This window comes from Comamonas serinivorans (assembly GCF_002158865.1).
GTDB lineage: Bacteria > Pseudomonadota > Gammaproteobacteria > Burkholderiales > Burkholderiaceae_C > Comamonas_E > Comamonas_E serinivorans.
Map to the genome: position 1 here is coordinate 4,062,412 of NZ_CP021455.1, position 24,622 is coordinate 4,087,033.

21 protein-coding genes are annotated in these 24,622 nt (G+C 69.0%); 6 read left to right on the top strand and 15 right to left on the bottom strand.

All coding sequences use genetic code 11. The features are described from left to right. Positions 1–29 precede the first annotated feature (29 nt). A complete protein-coding gene (locus tag CCO03_RS17410) occupies positions 30–998 on the top strand; it encodes a LysR substrate-binding domain-containing protein (protein WP_087283143.1) in 969 nt (322 codons plus the stop codon). Positions 999–1,347: 349 nt separating this feature from the next. Here the strand turns inward: CCO03_RS17410 and CCO03_RS17415 are convergent, their stop codons facing one another. After that, positions 1,348–1,764: a BLUF domain-containing protein gene (locus CCO03_RS17415; protein ID WP_087283145.1), complete on the bottom strand. Its 417-nt coding sequence runs from the start codon at positions 1,762–1,764 to the stop codon at positions 1,348–1,350. A gap of 150 nt (positions 1,765–1,914) precedes the next feature. On the opposite strand from CCO03_RS17415, the gene glmU reads away from it, so the two are divergent. Then, positions 1,915–3,354 carry a bifunctional UDP-N-acetylglucosamine diphosphorylase/glucosamine-1-phosphate N-acetyltransferase GlmU gene (gene glmU / locus CCO03_RS17420; RefSeq protein ID WP_087283147.1) on the top strand — a complete coding sequence of 480 codons (1,440 nt, stop codon included), beginning with the start codon at positions 1,915–1,917 and terminating at the stop codon, positions 3,352–3,354. 140 nt (positions 3,355–3,494) lie between these two features. On the opposite strand, the gene CCO03_RS17425 is transcribed toward glmU, so the two are convergent. The 6 genes from CCO03_RS17425 to atzD form a co-directional block, all read right to left on the bottom strand. Then, on the bottom strand, positions 3,495–3,995 hold the full coding sequence (locus CCO03_RS17425) for a DUF421 domain-containing protein (protein WP_087284867.1): 501 nt from the start codon (positions 3,993–3,995) through the stop codon (positions 3,495–3,497). 477 nt (positions 3,996–4,472) lie between these two features. Next, the gene (gene murB / locus CCO03_RS17430) at positions 4,473–5,513 is read right to left on the bottom strand and encodes a UDP-N-acetylmuramate dehydrogenase (protein WP_087283149.1); all 1,041 of its coding nucleotides are present in this window, start codon (positions 5,511–5,513) and stop codon (positions 4,473–4,475) included. Positions 5,514–6,209: 696 nt separating this feature from the next. Beyond that, the gene (gene hpxZ / locus CCO03_RS17435; protein ID WP_087284869.1) at positions 6,210–6,593 is read right to left on the bottom strand and encodes an oxalurate catabolism protein HpxZ; all 384 of its coding nucleotides are present in this window, start codon (positions 6,591–6,593) and stop codon (positions 6,210–6,212) included. Between the two features lie 11 nt (positions 6,594–6,604). After that, entirely contained in the window at positions 6,605–7,978 is a 1,374-nt protein-coding gene (locus tag CCO03_RS17440; protein ID WP_087283151.1) for an AtzE family amidohydrolase, read from the bottom strand. Further along, complete coding sequence (locus tag CCO03_RS17445) at positions 7,975–8,187, bottom strand: AtzG-like protein (protein WP_087283153.1); 213 nt, start codon at positions 8,185–8,187, stop codon at positions 7,975–7,977. Before CCO03_RS17445 ends, CCO03_RS17440 begins: the two co-directional genes overlap by 4 nt. A 39-nt stretch (positions 8,188–8,226) precedes the next feature. After that, on the bottom strand, positions 8,227–9,312 hold the full coding sequence (gene atzD, locus CCO03_RS17450) for a cyanuric acid amidohydrolase (protein WP_087283155.1): 1,086 nt from the start codon (positions 9,310–9,312) through the stop codon (positions 8,227–8,229). A 167-nt stretch (positions 9,313–9,479) separates the two neighbouring features. Here atzD and CCO03_RS17455 point away from each other — a divergent pair, with 167 nt between their 5' ends. Beyond that, positions 9,480–10,382: a LysR family transcriptional regulator gene (locus tag CCO03_RS17455; protein ID WP_087283157.1), complete on the top strand. Its 903-nt coding sequence runs from the start codon at positions 9,480–9,482 to the stop codon at positions 10,380–10,382. A 526-nt stretch (positions 10,383–10,908) separates the two neighbouring features. On the opposite strand, the gene ssb is transcribed toward CCO03_RS17455, so the two are convergent. After that, positions 10,909–11,469 (bottom strand): single-stranded DNA-binding protein, encoded by a 561-nt coding sequence (gene ssb, locus CCO03_RS17460; protein ID WP_087283160.1) that lies wholly within the window; start codon positions 11,467–11,469, stop codon positions 10,909–10,911. A gap of 151 nt (positions 11,470–11,620) precedes the next feature. Between ssb and CCO03_RS17465 the strand changes: the two genes are divergently transcribed. Continuing rightward, a complete protein-coding gene (locus CCO03_RS17465; protein ID WP_087283162.1) occupies positions 11,621–13,048 on the top strand; it encodes a chloride channel protein in 1,428 nt (475 codons plus the stop codon). Here CCO03_RS17465 and CCO03_RS17470 read toward each other — a convergent pair. Then, positions 12,948–14,114 carry an MFS transporter gene (locus CCO03_RS17470; RefSeq protein ID WP_087283164.1) on the bottom strand — a complete coding sequence of 389 codons (1,167 nt, stop codon included), beginning with the start codon at positions 14,112–14,114 and terminating at the stop codon, positions 12,948–12,950. The two genes, CCO03_RS17465 and CCO03_RS17470, sit on opposite strands and share 101 nt — an antisense overlap. Before the next feature lie 197 nt (positions 14,115–14,311). Then, a complete protein-coding gene (locus tag CCO03_RS17475) occupies positions 14,312–15,451 on the bottom strand; it encodes a porin (protein ID WP_087283166.1) in 1,140 nt (379 codons plus the stop codon). A 255-nt stretch (positions 15,452–15,706) separates the two neighbouring features. Here CCO03_RS17475 and uvrA point away from each other — a divergent pair, with 255 nt between their 5' ends. Together uvrA and CCO03_RS17485 are read left to right on the top strand one after the other, a co-directional pair. Then, positions 15,707–18,655, top strand: a complete 2,949-nt coding sequence (uvrA, locus tag CCO03_RS17480) for an excinuclease ABC subunit UvrA (RefSeq protein ID WP_169717489.1) — start codon at positions 15,707–15,709, stop codon at positions 18,653–18,655. A gap of 524 nt (positions 18,656–19,179) precedes the next feature. Then, complete coding sequence (locus CCO03_RS17485) at positions 19,180–19,644, top strand: DUF2059 domain-containing protein (protein ID WP_087283170.1); 465 nt, start codon at positions 19,180–19,182, stop codon at positions 19,642–19,644. A 109-nt stretch (positions 19,645–19,753) separates the two neighbouring features. Here the strand turns inward: CCO03_RS17485 and CCO03_RS17490 are convergent, their stop codons facing one another. The 5 genes from CCO03_RS17490 to tal all read right to left on the bottom strand — a co-directional run bounded on the left by CCO03_RS17490 (position 19,754) and on the right by tal (position 24,612). After that, a complete protein-coding gene (locus CCO03_RS17490) occupies positions 19,754–20,671 on the bottom strand; it encodes a LysR family transcriptional regulator (protein WP_087283172.1) in 918 nt (305 codons plus the stop codon). Positions 20,672–20,858: 187 nt separating this feature from the next. After that, positions 20,859–21,101, bottom strand: a complete 243-nt coding sequence (locus CCO03_RS17495) for a hypothetical protein (RefSeq protein WP_087283174.1) — start codon at positions 21,099–21,101, stop codon at positions 20,859–20,861. Between the two features lie 28 nt (positions 21,102–21,129). Then, positions 21,130–21,903 carry an SDR family oxidoreductase gene (locus CCO03_RS17500; RefSeq protein ID WP_087283176.1) on the bottom strand — a complete coding sequence of 258 codons (774 nt, stop codon included), beginning with the start codon at positions 21,901–21,903 and terminating at the stop codon, positions 21,130–21,132. Positions 21,904–22,016: 113 nt separating this feature from the next. Further along, positions 22,017–23,606, bottom strand: a complete 1,590-nt coding sequence (gene pgi / locus CCO03_RS17505) for a glucose-6-phosphate isomerase (RefSeq protein ID WP_087284871.1) — start codon at positions 23,604–23,606, stop codon at positions 22,017–22,019. Positions 23,607–23,649: 43 nt separating this feature from the next. Continuing rightward, the gene (tal, locus tag CCO03_RS17510) at positions 23,650–24,612 is read right to left on the bottom strand and encodes a transaldolase (RefSeq protein ID WP_087283178.1); all 963 of its coding nucleotides are present in this window, start codon (positions 24,610–24,612) and stop codon (positions 23,650–23,652) included. Between the last annotated feature and the right edge of the window lie 10 nt (positions 24,613–24,622).

The window sequence follows — 24,622 nt, forward strand, 5'->3', positions numbered from 1 at the left end:
CGCATCAATGCCGCCAACCCCCATCGCCCATGAACGCCCCCAAGACCGTCCTGCGCACACGCCCCATGGGCCTGGGCCACCTGCGCGCCTTCGAGGCCGTGGCACGGCACCTGAACTTCCGCATCGCCAGCGAAGAGCTGTCGCTGACGCAATCGGCCGTCAGCCGCCAGATCCAGGCGCTGGAGCACGACATCGGCGTGCCGCTGTTCCTGCGCCACACGCGGGCGGTCGAGCTGACGGCAGCGGGGGCCGAGCTGCTGATGACGGTGAACCGCGTGCTGCCCCAGCTCGACGCCAGCGTGCAGCGCATCCGCCACAGCGCGGGCCGGCAAAGCGTGTCGGTGACCACCTTTGCCTCCATGGCCTCGATGTGGCTGATTCCGCGGCTGGAGGCCTTTCAGCAGGCCCACCCCGATGTGGACATCCGCCTGGACGCCAGCGACCACCTGCTGGACCTGGAGGTGTCGGAGGTGGACGTGGCGCTGCGCTACGGCCCGCCGTCGCACGTGCCCGCGCACGCCGAGGTGCTGTTTGGCGAACAGATCACGCCCGTGCTCGCGCCCTGGCTGGCCGAGCGCACGCCCATTCGCCGCGTGAGCGACCTGGCGCGCTTCACGCTCATCGACGTCAGCGATGCCTACCGCTTCTACTACGGCTGGCAGCGTTGGTTCGGCGCGGTGGGCGAGCCCGCCGTGCAGCCCCGCCGCTGGCTGGCCTTCAACCTGTCGTTCCAGATGATGCAGGCCGCGCGGGCGGGCCAGGGTGTGGCGCTGGCGCGCGTGCCGCTGATCGACCTCAGCCTCGCCAGCGGCGAGCTGGTCGAAGCCCTGCCGGGCCACCGCGTGAGCTCGCCGCGCACCTATTGGCTGCTGGTGTCGCCGCGCAGCGCACACCGGCCCGAGGTCGTGGCCTTCGCCAACTGGCTGCGCGAGCAGGCGCAGCAAACGGCCGCGGTGCTGGCCTCGGGCCAGGTCGTCAGCACCCTGCCCGCCGCCTGACGGCCAGCCGAGGGCCAGGCCTGGTCACCCCGCGGCTTGCCAACGGCGCTGAACATGGGTGGCAACAAGCCCTTTGTGCGGCGGCGACGCGCCCGCAAGACAGCGCTTCAACCCAAGCGCAGGCCGTGGCGCCGCCCCACGCCCGCCCCCTGGCTGCGCCCTTCGATGGGCGCAGCGCCACCACGGGCGCAATGGCGTTCGCTCCTCGTTCAGCGTCTAGTCCGCCATGGCATGCAGGGGTCCACCCTCTACATCGCCAATATTTTTAGAGAGTATGAATGGACTATCATTATTCTAAAAACGGATACCGCCCCATACCCCTCAATCGATCATCCAGTCAGTCTCGGGGTCAGTCCAGCTCCAGGCCATGCTGGCGCGCACGCAAGGCGCGTGTGGCCGATTCCCCCTGCAAGCCCGTCAGGGCCGCCAGGGCGCTGTCCGGGGCGTCGGTCAACGGCGGGTCGCCGCCATCGTCCCAGGCATAGCCGGTGCGAAACCGGGCATAACTGCGCCGCAGGAGGGGCGAGGCGTGCTGCACCGAGGCCGACTCCTGCCAGGCCGCGCACCCCAGCAGCGCCAGCGCGCCCTGCACCGCGTCCGCCTCGCCTTCGAGGTGCGCCACCAGGTATTCGCCATCGAACACCAGCAGGCCGGTGAGTCCGTGTTGCGCGCTGCAGACCCGGGCCTGCTTGAACAGCTCGCCCACCTGCTCGGGCCGCGCGTCGGGCGTCAACCGCCAGGACACGAAGATCTCCTGTAAAGCCATGCCAGTCTCCTCCAGCCGGTGCCGGTCATGCCATGTTTAATTAATCCAAATGTATTACACAAAACAACCGCCTGGGACATTCGTCTGACAGATCGCCCTCGCATGGCGCATGCAGGGCACGCCCCAGCCTGCGCCGATAATCCGGCCACCATGAATTCAGCGATTGAAGTGGCCATCATGGCCGCGGGCAAAGGCACCCGCATGAAATCCAGCCTGCCCAAGGTCCTGCAACGCCTGGCGGGCAAGCCCTTGCTTGACCACGTGCTGGACACGGTGCAGCAGCTGGCGCCGCGCCGCGTGGCCGTGATCGTGGGCCACCAGGCCGAGGCCGTTCAGCAGCACTGCGCCGGCTGGCTGCAGGCCCAGCGCAGCCAGGGCCGCGAGCCCGGCGCGTTCTTCTTCCCGTCCCAGATGCCGCAACTGGGCACCGGCCACGCCGTGCAGCAGGCGCAGCCGCACCTGAGCCCGGACGCCACGGTGCTCATCCTGTCCGGCGACGTGCCCCTGACCGAGGTGGACACGCTGCGCCAGCTGGTCGCGCTGGCCGGCAGCGACGCCCTGGCCCTGCTGACCGTGCGCCTGCCCGACCCCAGCGGTTACGGCCGCATCGTGCGCGCCCCTGGCGGCGCCGACGCGGCGGTGCAGGCCATCGTCGAGCACAAAGACGCCAGCGAGGCCCAGCGCGCCATCGACGAGATCTACTCCGGCATCATGGCCGTGCCCATGCGCCACCTCTCGGGCTGGCTGGGTGCCCTGCGCAACAACAACGCCCAAGGTGAGTATTACCTGACCGACGTTGTGAAAATGGCCGTGGAACAGGACATACCCGTCAAAGCCTTGTGCATTGCCGACGCCACCCAGGTGGAAGGCGTGAACAGCCCGCGCCAGTTGGCTCAGCTCGAGCGTGCCTGCCAGCTGCGCCAGGCCCATGCTCTCCTGGACGCCGGTGTGCGCCTGGCCGACCCGGCCCGCTTCGACCTGCGCGGCGAGCTGGACTGCGGCGAAGACGTGGACATCGACGTGGGCTGCGTGTTCGAAGGCCGTGTGCAGCTGGGCAGCGGCGTGCGCGTGGGCGCGCACTGCGTGATCGCCAACGCCCACATCGCCAGCGGCGTGCAGATCCAGCCCTTCACCCACATCGACGGCGGCAGCCAGGGCATCACCGTGGGCGCCGGCTCGCAGATCGGCCCCTTTGCGCGCCTGCGCCCGGGCGCGGTGCTGGGGGCAGACGTGCACATCGGCAACTTCGTCGAGGTGAAGAACTCCAGCCTGGCCGACGGCGCCAAGGCCAACCACCTGGCCTATCTGGGCGACGCCACGGTGGGCGAGCGCGTGAACTACGGCGCGGGCAGCATCACGGCCAACTACGACGGCGCCAACAAACACCGCACCGTGATCGAGGCCGATGTGCACGTGGGCAGCAATTGCGTGCTGGTCGCACCCGTCACGCTGGGCGCGGGCGGCACCATCGGCGGCGGCTCCACCGTCAACAAGAGCACGCCGCCCGGTGCGCTGACCATCGCGCGCGCCAAGCCCGTGAGCTTTGCGAACTGGAAACGGCCCAGCAAGGCCGACAAGCCCCGGACCTGACGGCGCTGCCCACTGGCGCCTGGGCCATCCACGCCCGGCGCCACCGCCGGCTCACGCCGCCGGTTCCGGCGCCTGATTGCGCCGCACAGTCCGCAGTCCGCAGTCCGCAGTCGCAGTCGCAGTCGCAGTCGCAGTCGCGGTCAGTCTGGCTCATGCGGCGCCGCCAGGTCCGTGCCCGGGCGGCGCGGCACCACGGTGATCTGGCCATTGGTCTCGATGGTGGCGCGGCGCACCTCGGTCACGTGCAGGCAGCCGCCCGCGCGCAGCGCCGCCTTCACGTCGTCCACCGACAGGCCCTGGCTGCGCAGCGCCTCCTGCTTCAGCACGCCGTTGTCGATGAGCACGATGGGCTGGCCGTCCACCCAGCGCGACAGCCGCAGGCTGCGGTTGCCCAGCCAGCCCAGGCCGGCATGGCACAGCAGCAGCGTGGTGGCCGACAGCAAGCCGCCGATCAGCGAGTTGTCTCCCGCGTTCATGGCGTTCTGCACCGCGTTCGAGAGGATGAGCAGCAGCACGAGGTCGAACGGCGCGTACTGGCCGATCTGGCGCCGGCTCGTCACGCGCAGAAAGACGAGCAGAAAGGCATACACCACCAGGCCACGAACGATGAATTCCCACCAGGGGACGGCAAGATCAAGCATGGGCTTCTCCACACGGACAAGCCCCCATCTTGCGCCGGGCGCTGGCGGCTTGGGAAGGCAGGCAGCGTCGCCCGCCGGCGTGTCGGCCGACCTCCGGCCGCTCATCCCGACGCGGAAGCCGGTTGAGCGCGTGCTGGACCGGGCGTAGACGCAAACGGCGTACGGGGACATGCGGCTGGACGGTGCACACCGACTGCCGTGTGCGGGCCTGCCCCGTGGCAGCACCGCCGGTGTTCGCCAGCGAAGCGCGAGCGCCAACGCGGCGGCTGGGTGCTTGACGGCATTGCGCACGCAGGGCCGCGCGCCCAGCGCGGATCACGCCAGCTTCAACCTCGCATCTGCCCCCCACATCCCTCGCACGGCCCGACCCCGGCGTCGCCTGAGCTGTCGTCACCCATGGCTTCATCAGGGATGGTTTTTCCAAGCAGTATCCACCCATTGCCGATTATTTTCGAAAGGCAGCAGGCCAATACTCTGTCACACCACCACAGGCTCAGGTTCCAGCCGAATGCCAAAGCGCTCGTACACGCTGGTCTGGATCGACTTGGCCAGGGTCATGACCTCACCGCCCGTGGCACCGCCTTTGTTGACGAGCACCAGCGCCTGCTTGTCGTACACGGCGGCCTTGCCCACGGCCTTGCCCTTCCAGCCGCAGGCGTCGATGAGCCAGCCCGCGGCCAGCTTGATGGAGCCATCGGGCATGGGGTAGTGCACCAGCTTGGGTTCACGCGCGATGATGTCGCGCACCTGGGCTTCGGTGCAGGTGGGGTTCTTGAAGAAGCTGCCGGCATTGCCGATGACGGCCGGGTCGGGCAGCTTGGCACGGCGGATGGCGCACACCCAATCGAACACCTGCTGCGCCGTGGGCCGGGCCACGCCGGTTTCGGCCTGCTTGCGCTGCAGGTCCAGGTAGTCCAGCTCGGGCTGCCACTGCTTGGGCAGCGCAAAGCGCACGCGCACGATGACGGCGCAGCCGGCCAGGCCGTGATCGCGGGCATCGCCCGGCGGGTGCTTGAACACCGAATCGCGGTAGCCGAAGCCGCACTGCGCGGCATTGAGCGTGAAGGTCTGGCCGTTGCGCAGGTCGATGGCGTCGAGCTCGTGGAACCGGTCCTGCAGCTCGACCCCGTAGGCGCCGATGTTCTGCACCGGCGCCGCCCCGACGGTGCCGGGCACCAGGGCCAGGTTCTCAAGCCCGGGCCAGCCTTGCGCCAGGGTCCAGGCCACGAGGTCGTGCCAAACCTCGCCCGCGCCGGCTTCGACGATCCAGTGCCGGTCGGTTTCGGCCACCAGGCGCTTGCCCGGGATTTCGACCTTGAGCGTCATGGGCCGGATGTCGCCGGTGATGACGACGTTGGAGCCGCCCCCGAGCACGAATTTGGGCTGGGCCGCGTGCCCCGCGTGGGCGAGCAACTGGTGCAGGTCGTCCTCGCTGCGCAGCCGCACCAGCTGCAAGGCGCGCGCGGCAATGCCAAAGGTGTTGTAGGTCTGCAGGGGAACGTTGCGCTCGATGTCCATAGGGCTGAATTGTCCCACCCGCCGCCACACCCCACCACGGTGGAGACGGCCAACCCGTCGCTGTTCAAGGCCCAGGTGAACCCGGCGCGCGACCTGGTGCCGGTGGCTGGCCTCGTCGTCCCGCCCTCGCCCACCTCGTCCATCCAAACCGCGTCCATCAAGACCGCGTCCATCCAGCCTGCGTTCGTCACAGGGCGGCGCCCGCTCCGCAGGCGGCCCCGCCGTCCGGCTGCACGCTGCATGGCGACAGTGCCAATTTCGGCGCCGCCACCCGCGGCACCATCGGGTGGGGACCTGGATGTGACCGGGACGCAGGCTCACCCGCCATGGCAGCCGAACGGCGGGGCCGCCTGCGGAGCGGGCGAGGTGCATCTCGTGAAGCGCTTCTCGCGCGGCGCGTTCTCCCTGGGCCCTCCGCGCCTGCACGAGGCAGGCGCCTCGGCGACGCGGCGCACGTCGAGCGGGCAGGCCTAGGCCCCGGCGGTGCGATGGTGATCGATGGGGTATACACACACTCCCGTTTTCAATGAAACGGAAATTGGTCCATACCCCCAACAATCAGCAGCACCCTCATCGGGCAATTCGACGCTGACGACGTTTACCCACCGCCACCCCAACAAGCGGGGCACGGGCATCACAGGCCGGCGTGACGCTGCGGTGGTGCGCGCCAGCGCATGCACCGCAACGCTCGGTCCGTCAGGGCGCGGGCGCCAGCAGGCTCACGTGGGCCGAGACGACGCGCCACCCCTCCGGCGTGCGCAGCCAAGTCTGGCTCTGGCGCCCGATCCGGTCGCTGCCCTCGCGCTGGAACTCGATGTTGGCGGTGGCGAAGTCGTGGCCATAGGTGGTGATGACGGTCTTGAGCACGGTGCGCGCCAGACCCTGCGCCGACCGGCCGGCGCGAAAGCCGGCAATCGCCTCGTAGCCGTAGAGGTTCTCCGTTGCGCCGTACCGCAAGGTGTGGGGGCTGCGCCAGAACAGCTCGTCGAGCACGGCCACGTCGTTGCCGGTGAGGGCCTGTTCATAGCGCGCGAACTGGGCCGCCACGTCGGCGTGCACCTCGGGCAGGTTGATCTGCATCACATCCATCATCAGGGCTCCAACCGGGCGACGCCGGCTTCTTGCAAGGCCCGCGCGGCGCGCAGGCACAGGTGTTCATGCCAGGGCGCGGCGATCAGCTGCACGCCCAGCGGCAGGCCGCCGTTGTCGGCGGGCCACAGGGGTGCGGCCACCACCGGGCAGCCGGCGAAGGAAATCGGCTGGGTGAGCAAGCCCATGGCCGGACGACAGGGGTGGGTCGTGCCGTTGACCTCGATCCACTCGGTGCCCACGGCCGGTGCGCCGATGGGCGTGGCCGGCGCGATGAGCACGTCCCAATCCTGAAACAACGCGTTGACGCGATCGCGGTAGCCGCGCCGAAAGCGCTGGGCGCGCAAGGTCCAGTCGGCGGGCTGCAGCGCCCCGGAGAGGAAGCGGTCCACCGACAGCGGCTCGAAGTCCTGCGGCCGCCGGCGCAGGTTGTCCAGGTGCAGGCTGCCGCCCTCGCTGGCGGTGAGGATGAAGGCGGCGGCACGCCCCAGCGCGGCATCGGGCCAATCCACCTCGTCCTGCGCCCCCAGGGTGTGCGCGGCCAGTGCGGCGGCGGCGCGGGCGGCCGGGCCGGCGTGCGCACTGAAGTAGCCCCCCAGCAGGCCGATGCGCAGGCCGGCAACGCCCTGCGCCAGCGCAGGCGTCGCCGCCTGCACGCGCGTCGCTTGGCAGCCGGGGTCCAGGTCATCCGGGCCCTGCATCGCGTCGTAGGCCAGGGCCAGGCCCTCCACGCTGTCGGCCAGGGGCCCCAGGTGGTCCAGGCTGTGGACGAAGGGGTAACTGCCGCGGCGGCTCAAGCGACCGAACGTGGGCTTGAGCCCCCACACCCCGCACAGCGAGGCCGGTACCCGGATCGAGCCATTGGTGTCGGAGCCCAGCGCCAGCGGCACCTGCCGCGCCGCCACCGCGGCGCCCGAGCCCCCGGACGAGCCGCCCGCGATGCGCGTGGGGTCGTGGGGGTTGCGCGTGGCGCCATGGTGGGTGTTCTCGGTCGTGAAGCCGTAGGCGTACTCGTCCATGTTGAGCGCGCCGATCAGCACCGCGCCAGCCGCCTGCAGGCGCTGTACCAGCACCGCGTCCTGGGCCGCGGCGGGCTGCCCCTGGTTGATCTTCGAGCCGGCCAGTGTGGTGAGGCCTTGGACGTCGAACAGGTTTTTCACCGCATACGGCAGGCCGGCCAGCGGCGGCAGCGGCTCGCCCCGCGCGCGCCGGGCATCGACGGCATCGGCCTCGGCCCGTGCACGCGCTGCCGTGATGTCGGTGAAGGCGTTGATGCGCGGCTCCGTGGCCGCCACCGTGGTCAGGGCCTGCTCGCACACCTCGCGCGCACTGCGCTCGCCCGTGGCCACGGCCTGCAGCATTTCCATCGTGGTCATGCGCTCAACTCCTCGTCGGGAAACGGTGCCGCCCGGTACAGCTCGGCCGGCTCGTCATGCGGGCCCAGCGGCACCTGCGCCAGCAGGCGGGCCAGGGCCATGGTGCGGGCGAACTGCTGGGCCACCGCGGCCGCGCGCCCCGCGTCAAGCGGCAGGCCCAGGACGGCCGCCGCAGCCTTGACATGCGCCAGGGCATCTTGCTCTTCCATGTGAACACCTCCAGGTTGTGAACGGACACGCATCGCGGCTCAGGCGCGGGCGATGACGGCAATCGGGCCGCCGCCGGCCGGGCCCTGGTGCTCCGCCCCACCAGAGACGTAGACCATGCCGTGACCCGCCACCGACGCCACCACGGCCCCCGTGACGGCCCGCGCGTGGCGGGTCGAGTGGATGTCGGAGTCCCCCAGCATGGTGTGCCGCATGCCGCGCACCTGGCCGTCGGGGCTGGCCTCGGCCTTGCAGAACACATTCACGATGCGGTCCAGGTCCTGAGCGCCCTGCAGACCCAGCGCTGCCAGGGTGCGGCGCACCGCTTCGGCATCGATCGCATCGGCCATCACGTCGTGGGCCACCACCAGCTCGCTGCTGGCCTGGGCGCTCATGCCGATGGCGATGACCACGTTGTGCATCAACTCGATGCCCGCCGAGGCCGAGGCCACGGAGGACGCCAAGCGCCAGTCGTGCAACACCGCGTCGTCGGTGCAGGCCGCCAGCGGCACCTCGCCCGTGGCCACGGCAATGCCCAGCGACGACGCGCCGCGTGAGTACGCCATGGACTCGTAGGTGTCGGCGGTCACGGGCTCGCAGCCGCGCGCACGCGCCGCGGCAATGCGGTCCGCGGTCAGCAGCGGGCACTTCACCTGCACGAAATGCAGGTCCTCGGGCGAGGCGATGCCGGCGTCGCGCATGGCCTGCTGCACGGCGGCGGCGGTCTCGTCGATCTGGGCGCGCCGGCCGATCTCCTCGGGCCGGAAATCGCGCGTGAAGGCGATGCCCAGGGTCAGGCGCTTGGCCCCCGAGGCACCGCGTGCGGGCCGGCGGACGAACACCGTCTGGTGCGGCGAGAGCACGCCTTCGGTGCCCCCGGACATGACGAAGGCGATGCGCTGCGCCACGGCCTCGGGCGCCAGCCCCAGGTGCCGGCCCAGGCAAGCGGTCAGCATGTTGGTGGCGTACTCGCGCGTGTAGTCGTTGACACAGCCATTGCCCTCGGTCTTGCCCATCACGGCCACGATCTCGCTGGGCACGATGCGGCCGGCGGCCACCAGCGCCTCCAGGCCGGAGGTGTCGCCGGGGCTGCGACAGGGAATGCGGAACACGTCGACGTGGTGCATGGCACAAGCTTTCTCGATGGGAAGGGTCAGTTGGAACCGGGCGGAGCACCCTGGCCCGCCCGACCTGCACAACCGTGCAAGCCCCATGCCACCGAGCGATCTCAAGTGCCACCTTTTGCCGCACGCTGCGCTGCCGTTTCGGCATCGGTCTTGCATGGGCATGCGCCATGCACCACCTGCGCTTTCTGCACTACCTCGAGGCCGTCGCCCGTTGCGGCTCCATCCGCGCGGCGGCCGAGACCCTGCACGTCGCCTCATCGGCCGTGAACCGCCGCATCCAGGACCTGGAGGCCGAACTGGGCACACCGCTGTTCGAGCGCCTGCCCCGCGGCGTGCGCCTGACCGCCGCGGGCGAGCTGTTCCTGGGCTACGCGCGTCGGCGCCAGGCCGACCTGGACCACGTCCGCTCCCAGATCGAAGACCTGCGCGGCCTGCGGCGCGGCCACATCACCGTGGCGGCCAGCCAGGCCCTGGCCCCCACCTTCCTGCCGCAGGCCATTCACGCGTTCCAGACGAGCCGGCCTGGCATCGCCTTCGACGTCAAGGTGTTGGACCGCGACAGCGCCGTGCGGGCCGTCGCCGACTTCGAGGCCGACCTGGGGCTGATCTTCAACCCGCCGGACCTGAGGGGCCTGGCCGTGCTGGCCCAGGCCCGGCAACGCACCTGTGCCGTGGTCGCCCCTGATCACCCACTGGCCGGCCGCACCAGCGTGCGCCTGAAAGACTGCCTGAAGTACCCCGTGGCGTTGCCGGACCGCAGCCTGTCCGGCCGCAGTGTGCTGGAGGACCTGTTCCAGCAGTCGTCGGCCAGCCCGCAGGCACCGCTGGTGTCCAACTCGTACGAAATGATGCGGGGCTTTGCGCGCGAGGCCGGCGGCGTGAGCTTTCAGATCGAGATCGGCGCGGGGCCGGCGGCTGGCACCGTCGCCATCCCCATCGACGAGCGCGGCCTGCCGACGGGCCGGCTGGTGCTGGTCGCGCTGCGCGACCGCGCCCTGCCCATGGCCGCGGCGGCCTTCGCCGAGTTCGTGACCCACAAACTGGCAGCCGCCAACCAAAACGGGGCATGACGAACCAAATCGGTGCAGCGCGACGGGTCGTCCAGGTGGTGCGTGACGGCCCCTCGTCGTGGCTCGAGCTGGTTGGCCGTGCGATGGCCGGTTGGGCCGGGAGCTTGCCGGGGTGGGCGTGGCGCCCGCGCCGTGGGCGTCGGAGGCCTGGCAGCTGGACGCGGCGGCTGAGGGCGGGTCAGGTCGTGCCTGCTCAGGTTCAGTGGACGGCGCCGCGCTCCGGCCATGGCACCGGACCGCAAGGCCATCCGCAAACCGGCCGAGGGGTTCTTGGGGATGTTGCCAGGGGCTGATGACGCCGGGTGCAGCGACAGCCGGCGGTCGCTCGGGCTGTCCAGCCGGCCGACGTGGACCGCCTTGCACCGCCGCCGTGAAACCCGTGTTCCGCTGCACACGCCGCATTTCAAAACGGAGTATGCCCAGGTTGCCGTTTGTTGAACAACGGCAAGCTGGGCATACTGCACATTCAAATCACCAGACCGCCTGACGGCCGCTGGCGAGCCGCGCCTGGGCGCGCCGACGACGATCAGAACGGGATGTCGTCGTCCATGTCGTCAAACCCGCTGGCCGGGCGCTGCTGCGGTTGCGGCTGTTGGGCCGGCGCAGCCATCGGGGCCGGACGTGGTGCCGGCGCAGGCGCGCGGCGAGGCTGCTGGTCGTACCCACCGCCGCCAGCGCCGCCACCGGACTGGCCGTAGCCGCCCGACTGGCCGTAACCGTCATCGCCGCCACCGCTACCGCCGCCCATGCCCTGGCGGCTGCCCAGCATCTGCATGGTGTCGCCACGGACTTCGGTGCTGTAGCGGTCGTTGCCGTTCTGGTCCTGCCACTTGCGCGTGCGCAGGCTGCCTTCCACATAGACCTGCGAGCCCTTGCGCAGGTACTGGCTGGCGATTTCGGCCAGCTTGCCGCCGAACACCACCGAATGCCACTCGGTGTGCTCGCGCATTTCGCCCGATTGCTTGTCGCGCCACTTGTCGGTGGTGGCCACGCGGATGTTGCAGATCTGATCGCCGCTGGGGAAGGCACGCGTTTCGGGGTCGCGCCCCAGGTTACCGACGATGATGACTTTGTTGACTGAGGCCATGGGCGTTCTTGGTGCAGGGGCAGTTGCCCCGGTGTCTGACAGGTGGACGGTGATGCTAACGCAGTTGGCCGTTGCCGTTGACAGCAATTCGCAGCGGCCCATGCAGGCGATGGGAACGGTCTGCCGGGCAGAACTGCCAGAATGACCGACCATGAAGGGCGACCCCAATTTCAGAGACAACCTGCTGGCCGAGCTGCGCAATTCACGCCTGTGGCTGGATCGCCTGGTGGTGGCGTCGTTTGCCCTGGCCGCGGGGCTGGCCGTGGTGCTGTTCACCCTGCTGGCCGACTGGGCCGGCGAGCTGTTCCTGGACCTGCACGACACCTGGCGCTGGGCGCCGCTGATCTGGACGCCGGCCCTGTGCGGCCTCATCGTGTGGCTGATGCAGAGCTGGCTCAAGGGCGCGGGCGGCTCGGGCCCGCCCCAGATCATCGCGGCCATCGACCCGGACACGGACAACGCGACCCGCAGCAAACTGGCCTCGCTGCGCATCTCGGCCGCCAAGATCGTGGCCGTGACGGGCGGCATCCTGGCCGGGCTGTCCATGGGCCGGCAAGGCCCGTCGGTGCAGATCGCGGCCGGCATCATGTATTCGGCGCGGCGCTTTCTCTCGGCCAAGTCGGCCATCAAGCCGCGCGAGCTGCTGATCGCCGGCGGCGCCGCCGGCATCGCCGCCGCCTTCAACACGCCACTGGGCGGCATCGTGTTCGCGGTGGAAGAACTCAACCGCAAGGTGGAGCAACGCAGCAGCGGCCTGATGCTCTCGGGCATCGTGCTGGCCGGTCTGGTGGCCATCTCGGTGTTCGGCAACCTCTCGTACTTCGGCCGCATCCGCGCAGAAGCCGTGGGCTGGGGCGTGGTGCTGCCCACCGTGCTGGTGACGCTGCTGTGCGGTCTGCTGGGGGGGCTGCTGGCCCGGCTGTTGATCGCGTCCGCCGCGGGCGTGCCCACGCGGGTCTGCGCGTTCCAGCGCAAGCACCCGATTCGCTTTGCCATGCTGTGCGGCCTGGCCGTGGGGGTGATCAATGTGGTGACGGCGGGCAGCGTTTCGGGGGGCGGCCACGAGCACACGCGCGAGCTGCTCAACAGCGCCCAGTCCGACCTGCCCGTGCTGTGGACCTGGCTGAAGTTCGTGGCGACCTGGTTGTCGGCCTGGTCGGGGGTGCCCGGCGGGCTGTTCGCCCCCAGCCTGTCGATGGGGGCCAGCATCGGCGGCGATGTGGCGCACTTTCTGGCGCCCGACTACCACGTGGTGCTGATCGCGCTGGGCATGGCGGCCTTTCTGGGCGCGGTCACGCAGGCGCCCATCACGGCCATGATCATCGTGATGGAGATGGTGGATGGCTACGACCTGGTGCTGGGGTTGATGGCGTGCGCCATGGCCGCCAGCCTGATCTCGCGCATGGTGAGCCGGCCGCTGTTTGCCACCATGGCCGACATCACGCTGGCCCGGCTGGCAGCCCAGGCTGCCGCGCCGGTCAGCCCCGAGCCGGCATCGGCTGTTGCCACGCCAGCAGCAGCCACACCAGCGCCAGCACCAGCGTCGTCGCAAACAGACCCACGGGACCCAGCAGCTTGATCAGCAGGCCGCCCAAGGCGCCCCCCGCAAACAGGCCCAGCGATTGCAGGGTGTTGTACATGCCCAGGGCCGCGCCACGGGCCTGAGGCGGGGCGAGCCGCGAGATCAGGCTGGGCTGGCTGGCCTCCAGCACGTTGAAGCTGGTGAAGAACAGGAACAGCACGGCGCCGACCACCCACAGGCTGGGGGTCTGCATGGCCAGCCACGCCAGCGCCAGTTGCACGACCGCCAGCAAGGCCACGGCGGCCCGCAGCACCTGACGCAGGTGGCCGCGCTGCTCAAGGGCGAACAGCCCTCCCATCAGCAGGAACGATGCCAGCACCGCAGGCAGGTAGACCCGCCACTGGTCGGCCGTGGCCAGGCCCGCCTGAAGCAGCATGCCAGGCACCGCCACCCACATGGCCATCTGCACAGCGTGCAGCACAAACACGCCCAGGTCCAGGCGCCAGAGTTTCGGATGCAGCGCCACATCGGCCAAGCGGCCGCGCGGCAAGTCGGTGTGGCGAGCCGGCTCGGCCGGGGTGATCCACACCACCGCCGCCATGCCGGCCAGCGCCAACAGGGCCGTCAGCCCAAAGATGCCCGACAGCCCGATCCAGCCCGCCAACGGCGGCGCCAGCATCAGCGACACGGCGAAGGTCAACCCGATGCTGGCGCCCACCAGGGCCATGCCCTTGGTCCGCACGGCATCGCGGGTCTGATCGGCCAGGAGCGCCGTGACGGCGGCAGACACGGCGCCCGCCCCTTGCAGGGCACGCCCGATGGCCAGGCCCACGATACCGCTGGCCAGCGCCGCCACCACGCTGCCCAGCGCGAACACAGCCAGCCCAATCAGGATCACCCGCTTGCGGCCCAGGCGATCCGAGGCCAGGCCGAGCGGCATCTGCATCAAGGCCTGCGTCAGGCCATACAGCCCCATGGCCAGACCGACCCAGGCGGGGTCGTGTCCACCTGGGTATTGCCGCGCCTCGATGGCGAACACCGGCAGCACCAGGAACAGGCCCAGCATGCGCAGGGCGAACACCAAGGCCAGGCTGGCGCTGGCACGACGCTCCAGCGGCGTCATCGTGCTCGATTCGGGAAGGGGGGAATTCAACGCGATTGCGCCCACGGGCGCACCTTCAAGTCAAAGCGCGCATTTTGACGCACGGCCAACGGCTGACCTGTGTTGCAGGTGCCAGGCGCCTGCCGGCGGCCTGGAACGGGCGCTGTTCACGACAAAAAGGCCACCCGAGGGTGGCCTGTTGCATCGGCTGGACCGAATCAGAAGCGGTGGCGCATGCCGAAGGACACGCCGGTGCGGCTCTTGGCGCCGTTCGGGCCACTGGTGCCGTTGAGCGTGATGTTGTCGCCCTTGAGCTTGGTGTAGTCCACTTCGGCGTACAGGTCGGTGCGCTTGGACAGCGCATAGTCGGCGGCGACGGAGAAGAAATGCGCCTTGCCGTTGGCGGCCACGGTTTCACCCGATTGCTTGGCAAACCAGTAGTGGCCGCCGATGTTCAGCTGCGGCGTCAGCTGGTAGTTGGCGCCAATCGTGATCATCTGACGCTTGTTGGCGATCAGGAAGGCAGAACCCCCAAAGCCGCCATTGGCCGTGCCCTGCCACAGGCTGCTCAGCACCGCGTAGTCAGCGGTGCACTGGGCATCGGCGTTGCAGTTGCCCAGGTTGTGCTTGTTCTGGCCATAGGCCACGTTGAAGTACCAGGGGCCCGACTTGTACGAACCGCCTGCAGCAAAGATCTTGAGTTTTTTGTCTTCGCCGCCGAAGTCACGCTCTTGGTACCCGGCACCGGCAGTCCAGGTGCCATTGGACCAGCGCAAATAACCAGCACGGCTCTTGCCGCCGCTGTTGATGCCATTGGCCGCGATGGTTTCGCCCTGCAGCGTGGCTTCCAGGTGCGCCGTGATTTGGCCGAAGGTGCCTGTCCAGGCAATCAGTTCATTCGAGCGAGCACCCGCCGAGAAGCCGATTTCGGGCTTGAAGGCGTTGTAGTACGGCGAATAGGGGTACGAAACGAAGGTCGACGTGAACAGGTAGAACATCGCGTTGTAGTCGCGACCCAGCTTGATGCGGCCGAACGTGGGGCTCTGGAACGCCACCCACGATTGCTGAAACCCGCTGCCGACGATGGCGCCTGAGCCGGCATTCAAGCGCTGCTCGAGGTTGAACAGCACCTTGTTGCCGCCGCCGATGTCTTCGGTGCCGCGCAGGCCCCAACGGCTTTCCGACATGCCGCCGCCGCCCATCATGGTGGTGCGCGAGTGGTCTTTGTCGCCCGCCGGGCCTTCATTGGTGGTGTAGCGCACCCCCAAGTCCACGATGCCGTACAGCGTCACGCTGGATTGGGCCCAAACCGATGTGCTGGTGAGGGCCAGGGCGGCCACGATCAGGCGCTTTTTCATTCATGTCTCCAAGTTGTGGCAGATCCGGGGTTTGGGCCCTCCATGTGCCCCGCCCCATGTTGCCGAAGTTGCAAGGGTGGATTGGAAGGTTTTTGTTGCACTTGAACGATTCAGGTAATCCCGCAGTGGTATTTCTCCGACAGCCACGGTCTTGCGGCACCTGTGTGACAAGGCCATTTGCGTGACGGCGGGGAGTGTGGCAGCCGGCAGGCTTTTGGCCAGCCAACGATAATGGTGGGTTGCCCACCACTCGCGATGGTTGCAGTGAACGACTACCACGCCCACCCCCACCTTCCTGCCCTGGCGGCCGAGCCGGACGCGGGCTCGCATCTGCGCGTGCGCGGCGCACGCACGCACAACCTCAAGAACATCGACCTCGACATCCCCAAGCACAAGCTGGTGGTGATCACCGGCTTGTCGGGTTCGGGCAAGTCCAGCCTCGCCTTCGACACGCTCTATGCCGAAGGCCAGCGCCGCTACGTGGAAAGCCTGTCGGCCTATGCGCGGCAGTTCCTGCAGATGATGGACAAGCCCGATGTGGACATCATCGAAGGCTTGGCACCGGCCATCTCCATCGAGCAAAAGGCCACCAGCCACAACCCCCGCTCCACCGTGGGGACGGTGACCGAGATCCACGACTACCTGCGCCTGCTGTTTGCCCGTGCAGGCACCCCACACTGCCCCGATCACCACCTGCCCCTGCAAGCGCAGACCGTGGCGCAGATGGTGGACACCGTGCTCGCCCTGCCCGAGGGAACGCGGCTGATGCTGCTGGCGCCGATCGCGCGCGAGAAAAAGGGCGAGTTCGTCGACCAGCTGGCCCAGCTCCAGGCGCAGGGCTTTGTGCGCTTTCGCGTCGATGGCGAGGTGCTGGAGTACGACCACCTGCCCACGCTGCAGAAGAACGAGAAGCACGACATCGATGTGGTGGTCGACCGCATCAAGGTGCGGCAAGAGGACGACGAGGCCGCGCGCCTGGCCCTGAAGCAGCGCCTGGCGGACAGCTTCGAGACCGCCTTGCGGCTGGCCAACTTTCGCGCCATCGCCGTCGAGATGGACTCGGGCACCGAGCACCTGTTCAACGCCAAGTTCGCCTGCCCGGTCTGCGGCTACTCCATCAGCGAGCTGGAGCCGCGCCTGTTCTCGTTCAACTCGCCCGTGGGCGCCTGCCCCAGCTGCGACGGCCTGGGCGTGACGGACGTGTTCGACGCCGCGCGCGTGGTGGCGTTTCCCGAGCTGAGCCTGGCCAGCGGCGCCATCAAGGGCTGGGACCGGCGCAACGGCTTCTATTTCGCGCTGCTGACCAGCCTGGCCAAGCACTATGGCTTCGACGTGGAGACGCCCTTCGAAGCGCTGCCGGCGTCCATCCAGCGCATCGTGCTGCACGGCTCGGGCGACGAAGAGATCAAGTTCAGCTACGTCTTCGAATCGGGCGCGCAGGCGGGCAAAAAGGTCAACAAGACGCATGCCTTCGAGGGCGTGATCCCCAACATGGCCCGCCGCTACCGCGAGACCGATTCGAGCGTGGTGCGCGAGGAGCTGGCCAAGTACCGCAGCACCCAGGCCTGCCCCGATTGCCAAGGCACCCGCCTGCGCCGCGAAGCGCGCCACGTGTTCGTCGGCGAAGGCGCCCAGCGCCGCGCCATCTACGAGATCAGCCACGTCACGCTGGGCGAGGCCCAGGCCTATTTCAACGCGCTGCACCTCACGGGCGCCAAGGCCGAAATTGCCAACAAGGTGGTGCGCGAAATCGGCTCGCGGCTCATGTTCCTGAACGACGTGGGCCTGAACTACCTGAGCCTGGACCGCAGCGCCGACACGCTGTCGGGCGGCGAAGCGCAGCGCATCCGCCTGGCCAGCCAGATCGGCTCGGGCCTCACGGGCGTGATGTACGTGCTCGACGAGCCCTCCATCGGCTTGCACCAGCGTGACAACGACCGGCTGATCGCCACGCTCAAACACCTGCGCGACATCGGCAACTCGGTGCTGGTCGTGGAGCACGACGAAGACATGATCCGCGACGCGGACTGGGTGGTCGACATGGGCCCCGGCGCCGGGGTGCACGGCGGCGAAATCATTGCCAGCGGGGAGTATGCCGCGCTGCTCGATAACGAACGATCGCTGACCGGCCAATACCTCTCTGGCAAGAAAGCCATCGCCATCCCCGACCGGCTGCCGGTTGGCGAGGCCCAGCTGCACATCCGCGGCGCGTCCGGCAACAACCTGAAGGCCGTGGACGTCACCATCCCCGTCGGCCTGATGACTTGCGTGACGGGCGTGTCGGGTTCGGGCAAGTCCACGCTGGTGAACGAAACCCTGTATGCGGCCGCCGCGCGCGAGTTGAACCGCGCCCACACCGAAGCCGCCCCGCACGAGTCCATCGAGGGCCTGGACCACTTCGACAAGGTGATCGCCGTGGACCAATCGCCGATTGGCCGCACGCCCCGCAGCAACCCGGCCACCTACACCGGCCTGTTCACGCCCATCCGCGAGCTGATGGCCGAGACGGCCACGGCCAAGGAGCGGGGCTATGGCCCCGGGCGCTTCTCGTTCAACGTGCCGCAAAGCTCGGGCGGCGGCCGCTGCGAAGCCTGTCAGGGCGACGGCGTGGTGAAGGTGGAGATGCACTTCCTGCCCGACGTGTACGTGCCCTGCGACACCTGCCACGGCCAGCGCTACAACCGAGAAACCCTGGAGGTGCTGTGGAAGGGCCACAGCATCGCGCAGATCCTGGACCTGACGGTGGAAGCTGCCCTGACGCTGTTCAAGGACCAGCCCACCATTGGCCGCAAGCTGCAAACCCTGATGGACGTGGGCCTGTCCTACGTGCGCCTGGGTCAGAGCGCCACCACGCTGTCGGGCGGTGAAGCCCAGCGGGTGAAGCTGGCCCTCGAGTTGTCCAAGCGCGACACGGGCAAGACGCTGTACATCCTCGACGAGCCCACCACCGGCCTGCACTTCGCCGACATCGACCTGCTGCTCAAGGTGCTGCAGCAGATCAAGGCCGCCGGCAACACCATCGTCATCATCGAACACAACCTGGACGTGATCAAAACCGCCGACTGGCTGATCGACATGGGCCCCGAGGGCGGTGCAGGCGGAGGCACGGTGGTGGCCACCGGCACCCCCGAGACCGTGGCCGCCAACCCCGACAGCCACACCGGCCGCTACCTGGCCCAGGTGCTGGCCCGCGCCCACGCCTGATGCGCGGCGTTGACCCCGTGCTGTCGACCGGGGCTGGCCCGCAAGAGGGTCAGCGCCCCACACCTGGCAACGTGGGCTCGGCAGATGGCGCGCCGCGTCAGCCCCGACCAGCTGCGGGCGCGCACCCTGACTGCGCCAGCCTAGCCGCCCCGCGCCAAGCCCATCGCCCTGGCCCCGCGCCAGCGCACGCCAGCGTGGCGCTGCAACGCTTGGCGGCCCTAGGATCACATCGTTTTAAAGCAGTATTCAGTCATATTCGAGGGTTCATGATCGGGAATCAGGCCATACTCCATAGCCCCTCTGGCAACCCGAATCACCTCCTCGGCTCAGACTCGGCCACGACCGCGGCTGGCGACCTTGCGACGCGCAGGGCCTCCGCTCGGCCCCACTGGGGTCTGCAGCTCGCGCGTGGCGCCAGTGTCTTGGGCCTGGCGCTGGGCCTGCAGGCCTGCCAACCCGCCCCCAGCCCTGCCGGGACCGCCATCGTGCCCGCGTCCGTCCCTTCTGCTTCAGCCTCCGCCCCGATGCCGGGACCGCTCCCGGTCGACGCCACCACGCGCTTCTTGGCCGAGCGCGAATGGGTGCACTTTGGCCAAGCCATCCGTCAGCCCGAGCTGGGCCTGCAGCACCAACCCGGCGTGCTGCAGTGCCTGGACAACCTGCGGCCCGACGACTTTGCGCCCACGGTCGCCCGGCTGTTGCGCCTCGCCTTGACCGAGCCGGAGCGTCAGCAGGCCAACGACTTCTTCACCAGCCGCCCCGGCCAGGCCCTGAGCCAGGCCGTGCTGGCCAGCCTGCGAGGCGATGCGCAAGCCTGGCAGCGCATGCAGGACAGCCTGGACGTGGCCGACCTGCAGGCGCAGCTGCGGTTCACGCAGTCGGCCGCCGGCCGGCGCGTCCTGCAGGACCTGGGGCCCGACGCCCGGGTGCAGCTGCGCGAGCTGCTCATGGACCGCATCGCCAGTTGCCGCGTCGCCACGCGCGCCTGAGCGTTCCGGCGATTCCGTCAACGATCGGGATTTCAGGGTCGGTAGCACAGGCTCGCCGCAGCGCGACAGGCGCGGCATTCTGCTCACAACCCCTCGGCCGCCACAGGCCTCAGCGGTCGAGGTGCGGCTTCATCAAGGCTTCGAACCAGTCCATGAACACGCTGAGCCGGCGCGTTTTCTGGCGCCGATGCGGGTACAGCAGCGTGACCGGCAGCGGCGGTGCGCAGTGGGCCGGCATCACCTCCACCAGTTCGCCACGCTGCAGCAGGTCGGCCACGTCGAAACGCGGGATCTGGATCAGGCCCAGGCCAGCGCGGGCACAGGCGATGTAGCTTTCGACGTTGTTGGCGATCACCCGGGCCGCCAGGGCCAGGGTCTGCGGGGTGCCATCGGCCGCCTGCCACTCCCAGGGCAAGGTGCGGCCCGTGGTTGGCGAGGCATAGCCCACCATCCAGTGCCCGCCCTGGATGGCGTCCAGGTCGTCGAGGTGGTGCGGCACGCCCTGCGCCTGCAGGTAGGCCGGGCTGGCGCAGTTGACCAGTCCCACCATGCCCAGGCGCCGCTGCACCAGCGAGCTGTCCTTCACCGCTCCGAAGCGCACGGCGCAATCCACACCGGCCTGCACCAGGTCGATGGCGCGGTCGCTGGAGCCCAGGCTCAGCTGCAGCCTGGGGTGGTGGGCCAACAGCGCGGGCAAGGCCGGCACCACCAGGCGACGCGCGATGCGGCTGGGGACGTCCACGGTCAGGGCGCCACTGACCTGGTGCGCGCGGGTCTGGAACAGCTGGGCGATGTCATGGGCCTCGCTCAGCAAGGGCCGCACGCGTTCCAGCAAAGTGGCGCCATCGGGGGTCAGGCTGACCTGCCGGGTCGTGCGGTGCAGCAGGCGCACGCCGACCTCGTGCTCGAGTTGGGCGATGGCGGCCGATACCGTGGCGCGCGGCAGGTCCAGCACATTCGAGGCCTGGATGAAGCTGCGCAGATCGGCCACGTGAACAAAGATGCGGTAACGGTCTAGTCGATCCATGCCGCCAGTGTGGCATCGCCAGGGCGGATCACACCGGGGCATCCAGGACAAGCACGCGGCCGGCATGTCCTGGCGCCGTGGTCACCGGCGACGGGCGACCCGGTTCATGTCAGGGTTGGCCGCAGCCCGATATAACAGAGTATGCCGGCATACCCGATGAAAATGCATCGACATACCGGTCATACTGTCATTGCCGCCACCAAAGCACCCAGGCCGCGGCCACTGGCACCCCGAACAGCACGAGGTGAATGGGCAGCTCTTCGGCCAGGGTGTACCCATGCGACAGGCCGGTGCGCAGGTTGAGCGCGGTGACGCCCAGCCAGACCACGGTGAACAGACCTGCCGCCAGGAGGCGGTGTGCGGCGGGCGTGAGCCGCAGCGCCAGCGCCGCCAGCACCAGGCCGATCACAACGATGATGAGCGTGCGCATGGCGACTCCTCCGCAAACGGGTTGGGCATCACTTGGTGGTGTAGCCGCCGTTGATCAGCAGCGTCTGGCCCGTGATCCACCAGCCATCGCTGACCAGGTGGCGGATGAACGGCACCACGTCCTCGATGTGGGTCAGGCCCGTGGGCGTGAACGGCGACAGGGCAGCCGCGGTCTTGTGGTAGGCCACGGCGTCTGCGCCCTCGGCCGGGTAGAAGAACGGCGTGTCCATGGGGCCTGGGCCCACGGCCGTGACCGAAATGCCGCGTGCGCCGAACTCCTTGGCCGCCGCGCGCGTGAAGTGCTCCACGGGCGCCTTGGTGCCCGCATACGCGGCATAGAACGGGGTGAACGCCCCCAGCAGCGAGGTGACCAGCGTGCAGACCTTGCCGTTGTCGTTCACGTGCTTGCCCGCTTCCTTCAGGAAGAAGAAGGCCGACTTGGAGTTGACGGCCGTCATCTCGTCGTATTCGGCTTCGCTGATCTCGACCAGGGGCTTCTTGAGCACCTTGCCCACGGTGTTGATGGCGATGTCGGGACGGCCGACGGCGGCAATCGCCTGGGCGAACAGGCTTTCAACGGCGCCTGCGGTCGTCAGGTCGGCCTGGATGGCCACGGCCTTGGCGCCCGCCTTCTCGATGGCGGCCACGGTGGCGTCGGCTTCGGCCTTGCTGCTGGCGCTGTTGTAGTGGACGACCACGGCCTTGGCGCCCTGCTCGGCGAGGTCGCGCGCGATGAGGCCGCCCAGGTTCTTGGCGCCGCCGGCGATGAGGGCAACCTTGCCCCGGATGGAATGGTCAGCCATGTGTGTGCTCCCTGTGTGAGTGAAACCGCCCACAGTCTAGGCAGATCACCCGCGCCGATCAGCACCGTTGAACGGGATACATTGTTCAGCCAGGCCGAACAATGCGAGCCTCCTCAGCCGCGCAAGCGCGCGATCAGGTCGGCGGTGGACGCATCCAGGCCCGCGACATCGCCTGTGGCCAGGCGCGGCGTCACGTCCTTGGCGATCTGCTTGCCCAGCTCCACGCCCCATTGGTCAAACGGGTTGATGCCCCAGATGGCCGCGCTGACGAAGACGCGGTGCTCGTACAGGGCGATCAGCGCGCCCAGAGACGCCGGATCCAGGGCGTCAAGCAGCAGGAAACTGCTGGGCCGATTGCCCGAACAGGCGCGGTGGGGGTTCTCATGCTGCACCCCCATCATGAGGGCGCGCGCCTGCGCCAGGGCATTGGCCACGAGGTTGCGGTGCTGCCGGGGCAGGAAAGGCCCCGGCGTGCGGGCCGCGATGAACTCCACCGGAATCACATCCGGACCCTGGTGCACCATCTCGAAAAACGCGTGTTGGCCGTTGGTGCCGGGTTCGCCCCAGATCACCGGCGAGGTCGCCCAGTCCAGGGGCCGGCCGTCCACGTCCACGCCTTTGCCGTTGCTCTCCATCTCCAGCTGCTGCAGGTAGGCCGGCAGGCGGCGCAGGTTGTGGCTGTAGGGCGCGATGCAGCGGCTGCCCAGGCCGTGGAAATTGCGGTACCAGATGTCGAGCAGGCCCAGGCGCACCGGCAGGTTGTGCGCCAGCGGTGCGTCGCGGAAATGCCGGTCCATGGCGTGGGCGCCGGCCAGCAACTCGCGGAACCCGGCGGCCCCGATGGCGATCGCGATGGGCAACCCGATGGCCGACCACAGCGAAAACCGTCCGCCGACCCAGTCCCAAAAACCCAGGATGGTCTGCACGCCGAAGGCCTGCGCCTCGGCCACGTTGGCCGTCAGCGCCAGGAAATGATCGGCCAACGCCAGGCCCTGCGCCTGCGTGTCCGGGTGCTGCAGGAACCAGTCACGCGCCGCGCGGGCGTTCACCATGGTTTCGGCCGTGGTGAAGGTCTTGGACGCGATCAGGAAGCGCGTGTTGGCCGGCTGCAGGTGTTCCAGCAAGGCCCCCAGCTCCATGCCGTCGACGTTGGAGACGAAATGCAGGCGCTTGCGCGTCTGGCAGCCGGCCGCCGGCCGCCAGCCCTCCAGGGCCTGCACCGTCATGTGCGGGCCCAGGTCCGAGCCGCCGATGCCGATGTTGACGACGTCGGTGATCTGCGGATTCGCGCGCACCGCCTCGGCCAAGGCCAGCATCTCGTTCAGGCCGTCGTGAACCTGCGCGAGTTTGTCCTGCAGGTGCGTCGGCACCTCGTGGGCCGCATCGGGGGGCACGCGCAGCAGGCTGTGCAGGGCCGCACGGCCCTCGGTCACGTTGACCGCAGCGCCGGAGAACATGGCCTCGCGCTGTGCCGGCAGGCCCCGCTGCTCGGCCAACTCGACCAACAGCGCCAGCGCGCGGTCGTCCACCAGGTGCTTGGACAGGTCGGCATACACCTGGGGCGCCTGCACGCCCATGCGCGCCACACGCCCCGCATCCTGCGTGAAGGCGGCGCACAGGTCGAACCCCTGCGCCAGCTGCGCATGGTGGGCGGCCAGCGCCGCCCAGGCGGGCACCTGGTTGCAGGGAACGCGCTCGGTCACACCATCCTCCGCACGGGGCACCTGTCGGAGCCTCGGCCTGCGTTCATGCAGCCTGCATCAGCTGTTCGAGCTTCACCGCATCGGCCGCGAAGGCGCGGATGCCTTCGGCGAGCTTGTCGGTGGCCATGGCGTCGTGGTTCAACGCATAGCGGAACGAGACCTCGTCAAAGCGCACGGCCTGCATCTCGGTCTGCTTGGCGGTCTGGGCATCGAGGGCGCGGGGCACGTCGTCGGTGCTCGCCTGCAGCTGAGCCAGCAGATCGGGCGAGATCGTCAGCAGGTCACAGCCGGCCAGGGCCACGATCTGGCCCACGTTGCGGAAGCTGGCGCCCATGATTTCCGTGGCCACATCGAAGTGCTTGTAGTGGTCGAAGATGGCCCGCACCGATTGCACACCGGGGTCGTTGGCGCCCGCCATGGCGGCCTCGTCCCAGCTGCTGCCGGCCTGCTTCTTGTACCAGTCGTAGATGCGGCCCACGAAGGGCGAGATGAGCTTCACGCCGGCCTGGGCGCAGGCCACGGCCTGGCAGAACGAGAACAGCAGCGTCAAGTTGGTGTGGATGCCTTCGTTTTCCAGCTCGCGCGCGGCCTGAATGCCTTCCCAGGTCGAGGCGATCTTGATCAGCACCCGCTCGCGGTCGATGCCGTGCGCCGCGTAGTCGGCCACGATGCGCTTGCCACGCGCCACGGTGGCGGCCGTGTCGAACGACAGGCGGGCATCCACCTCGGTGGACACCCGGCCCGGAATCAGCTGGAGGATCTCCAGGCCGAACTGGACGATGAGCGCGTCCATCTGCTCGTCGAGCGGCCGGCCGGCATGGGCCTGCACCACCGATTGCAACAGGTGTGCGTACTCGGGCTTTTGCACCGCCTTGAGGATGAGCGACGGGTTGGTCGTGGCGTCCTGTGGCTTGAACTGGGCAAGCTGCAGGAAATCGCCGGTATCGGCCACCACCGTGGTCAGGGTCTTGAGCGCGTCCAGCGCGCTCCGTTGCGAGGCAGTCATGACAATGGCT

Excerpts from the sequence above, each read along its gene's own strand:
- CCO03_RS17445 (WP_087283153.1), bottom strand. The coding sequence starts at position 8,187 with ATGGAAGAGCAAGATGCCCTGGCGCATGTCAAGGCTGCGGCGGCCGTC.
- CCO03_RS17495 (WP_087283174.1), bottom strand. The coding sequence starts at position 21,101 with ATGCGCACGCTCATCATCGTTGTGATCGGCCTGGTGCTGGCGGCGCTG.
- CCO03_RS17455 (WP_087283157.1), top strand. The coding sequence starts at position 9,480 with ATGCACCACCTGCGCTTTCTGCACTACCTCGAGGCCGTCGCCCGTTGC.
- glmU (WP_087283147.1), top strand. The coding sequence starts at position 1,915 with ATGAATTCAGCGATTGAAGTGGCCATCATGGCCGCGGGCAAAGGCACC.
- CCO03_RS17440 (WP_087283151.1), bottom strand. The coding sequence starts at position 7,978 with ATGACCACGATGGAAATGCTGCAGGCCGTGGCCACGGGCGAGCGCAGT.
- murB (WP_087283149.1), bottom strand. The coding sequence starts at position 5,513 with ATGGACATCGAGCGCAACGTTCCCCTGCAGACCTACAACACCTTTGGC.
- CCO03_RS17465 (WP_087283162.1), top strand. The coding sequence starts at position 11,621 with ATGAAGGGCGACCCCAATTTCAGAGACAACCTGCTGGCCGAGCTGCGC.
- CCO03_RS17425 (WP_087284867.1), bottom strand. The coding sequence starts at position 3,995 with ATGCTTGATCTTGCCGTCCCCTGGTGGGAATTCATCGTTCGTGGCCTG.
- CCO03_RS17470 (WP_087283164.1), bottom strand. The coding sequence starts at position 14,114 with ATGACGCCGCTGGAGCGTCGTGCCAGCGCCAGCCTGGCCTTGGTGTTC.
- ssb (WP_087283160.1), bottom strand. The coding sequence starts at position 11,469 with ATGGCCTCAGTCAACAAAGTCATCATCGTCGGTAACCTGGGGCGCGAC.
- uvrA (WP_169717489.1), top strand. The coding sequence starts at position 15,707 with ATGGTTGCAGTGAACGACTACCACGCCCACCCCCACCTTCCTGCCCTG.
- atzD (WP_087283155.1), bottom strand. The coding sequence starts at position 9,312 with ATGCACCACGTCGACGTGTTCCGCATTCCCTGTCGCAGCCCCGGCGAC.
- CCO03_RS17500 (WP_087283176.1), bottom strand. The coding sequence starts at position 21,903 with ATGGCTGACCATTCCATCCGGGGCAAGGTTGCCCTCATCGCCGGCGGC.
- tal (WP_087283178.1), bottom strand. The coding sequence starts at position 24,612 with ATGACTGCCTCGCAACGGAGCGCGCTGGACGCGCTCAAGACCCTGACC.
- CCO03_RS17415 (WP_087283145.1), bottom strand. The coding sequence starts at position 1,764 with ATGGCTTTACAGGAGATCTTCGTGTCCTGGCGGTTGACGCCCGACGCG.
- hpxZ (WP_087284869.1), bottom strand. The coding sequence starts at position 6,593 with ATGCAGATCAACCTGCCCGAGGTGCACGCCGACGTGGCGGCCCAGTTC.
- CCO03_RS17490 (WP_087283172.1), bottom strand. The coding sequence starts at position 20,671 with ATGGATCGACTAGACCGTTACCGCATCTTTGTTCACGTGGCCGATCTG.
- CCO03_RS17475 (WP_087283166.1), bottom strand. The coding sequence starts at position 15,451 with ATGAAAAAGCGCCTGATCGTGGCCGCCCTGGCCCTCACCAGCACATCG.
- CCO03_RS17410 (WP_087283143.1), top strand. The coding sequence starts at position 30 with ATGAACGCCCCCAAGACCGTCCTGCGCACACGCCCCATGGGCCTGGGC.
- CCO03_RS17485 (WP_087283170.1), top strand. The coding sequence starts at position 19,180 with ATGCCGGGACCGCTCCCGGTCGACGCCACCACGCGCTTCTTGGCCGAG.